At 36.2% G+C, this 2,481-nt stretch carries 1 protein-coding gene and 1 pseudogene; one reads left to right on the top strand and one right to left on the bottom strand.

The window, feature by feature from the left end:
* Positions 1-1,756 (top strand): hypothetical protein (locus C7B77_RS30555; protein WP_106312868.1); only part of this gene is annotated, 1,756 nt, incomplete at its 5' end.
* 42 nt (positions 1,757-1,798) lie between these two features.
* On the opposite strand, the pseudogene C7B77_RS28160 reads toward C7B77_RS30555, so the two are convergent.
* A pseudogene (locus C7B77_RS28160) lies at positions 1,799-2,481 on the bottom strand (type IIL restriction-modification enzyme MmeI); the annotation flags it as partial.

Below are 2,481 nucleotides of genomic sequence, written 5' to 3'. Positions count from 1 at the left end.
AGATGAAAATTTTGAGAAGTTTTCTCAGCTTCTTGAGGTGGATGGTATCGATCACAAGGGTCTTGGTCGCTTAGTATATTTGGCATATTTTAATAATGTCAAAATTGAAAGTTTTTATGAAATTTCAAAAAAGAGAATATTTACCTTTAACAGCAAATTTATCGGCAAAGCTGATGTGCTAGAAGAAAGAGGCTCAGGGAGTAGCTTATTTTTTGATGGGTACTGTAAAGATAGAATATATAAATATGACTATTTGACTCCCTACAAAATAAAAGAAAGCCTAATCCAAGAATTTTTTCCACTATTTTTCAGCAAGAAAGAAAAAGGAAAATCTTTAAATATTAAGATCGAATTAGAAGTCGAGCACCCCAACTCAAATAATGATTTTTATTCAAGTCAATCAGTTTTTAATCTTGATGATTTACCTCAACTTCACAAGGTAACTCTTGAAGATGAATCTACAGATCTTTTTAGAAATTTAGAGATACACTACTCTATCGAAAATAAAGCTGAAAAAAATAAATCTATTTATACAGCAGTTTGTGTTGATAATAGGGCACTTGAGCTTGATTTAGTTCAAATTGAAGCTATTCCTAGTGGATATCAATTGAGATTTTTGTTTGTATCAGATTACTTCCAAGGAAAAGTGAATACATCTCGTCAAAAGCTGTTATTGCCGGACGAGCTAACTGAAAAAGCTTTAAAGGAAAAGCTTCGAGAAGAAATTGGTAATATTATTATTTGCAATATACCTAAAGTTAAAGAGAATAATCAAAGAGTTACTGAGAAGTTAAATGAAAATTTTCCTCATTTAACTGGTTATTTTCCAAAGCCTTCGGCAGGATTAATTTTAAAGACAGCAGTGCTTGAACTAGCTCAGAGTAAGTTTTTCAACGATCAGAGAAAGATTCTTGAATGTGAAAATTTAGATGATGAACAATATGAAAAAGCCATAGAGCTATCATCACGTTCATTGGTTGAGTATGTCATGTATAGGTCGTTAATTATCCAGAAATTAAAGAGCATGACATCTAAAAATCATGAAAAAGAACTTCATCAATTGATTGTACCAATGCAACAAACTTTGCAAAAAGAAGAGTTTGATGATGATATATACAACAATAATGTTTGGTTGCTAGATGATAGGTTCATGACTTACAATACTATCCTTAGTGATGAAACAATGCAAGATGTCATTCAATCAATCGCGTTAGATAACGTTGAGGATAATAGTAGACCTGATATTACGATAGTTTTTTCAGGTAATCCCAATACCGATCTAAAAGTAAATGTTGTAGTTGTTGAACTTAAAAAACATGGTCTACCTCTAGCAAAGAACGAAGAGGTTTTAAGTCAATTACGTCAAAGAGCTAGGAAGCTTCTTGCATATTTTCCCAATAAAATTGAAAAAATATGGTTTTATGGCATAACTGACATTGATTCTGATTTTAGACGCTCATTAAAAGAAGATGGTTACAAGGAACTATTTTCACACGGACAGATGTTTTTTAAGCCGCAAAATATAATTATTGATGATGAAAATAATCCTTTTATCATTGACTTGTTTGTGATGACTTATGATTCTTTTATAAATGATGCCGAGAGTCGAAATGCAGCATTTCTCAGAGTTCTCAAGAGTACAATTCGCAAGTGCATTGAATCAGCTATCCCCATTTCTCCAATAGTAACTAGCTTTATTTCTCAAGTAGCAATAGACAGTCAATCAGTCTGCAATAATAGCTTAAACGGTCTGTGACTTTTACTTCTAACATTTACAGAGGGGTTCGAGGTGTCGGTTTCACAGTTCTAACTGTTCCGCATCCGGTGAAATCAGGCTTAATTGTTTGCTGCTAATAATTACCTGTGGCTTGTCAGATTTACTCGCTGCTTTCTTCTTGGTTTTCTTCGCCCCAGCTTTTTTACCCGCTGCTTTCTCGCCACCTAACATTTCCTCTGCTTGAGCGCGTTCTTTATTGAGGGCTAGGAGGCGGGTGAGGACTTCATCATGGGTGTCTTCTGTCCACCGATAGCGATAGGGTTTCTTGCGGCTTCTGGTGCCTTCTTCGATGCTCTCTTCCTCTTCGTAGTCGAGGAGAAATTCACAGGTGGGGTTGATGTCATCCCAACCGTAGGCGGCGAGGACGGCTTTATCCATTTCGGCATGGAGTTGGCGCAGTTTGAGGATGTCGGGATTGTCTTCGTCGGGATCGTGGAAGCGGTTGTAGGTGTCGGTAAGTCCTTGGTTATTTTCCACCATCAGTTGGGCGCGGTATTCATAGTAGGTTTTACCGATGGTTTCGAGTTCGGGGTCGGTTTCCCAGTTAGGTGGGAAGGGGAAGGTTTCAAAACAATCGGACGGAGAATAATTCAAATCATCTTTCATCTTGGATGAAAAGAACCATGCAAAATATTCATGTATCCGGCTCTGTAAAATTGTAAATGAACCATGTTTTTCTAATGAGAATACATTCAATTTATGAG

The sequence above is a fragment of the Chamaesiphon polymorphus CCALA 037 genome, assembly GCF_003003845.1.
GTDB classification, from domain to species: domain Bacteria; phylum Cyanobacteriota; class Cyanobacteriia; order Cyanobacteriales; family Chamaesiphonaceae; genus Chamaesiphon; species Chamaesiphon polymorphus.
This window is presented reverse-complemented; position numbering and strand designations above follow the sequence as displayed.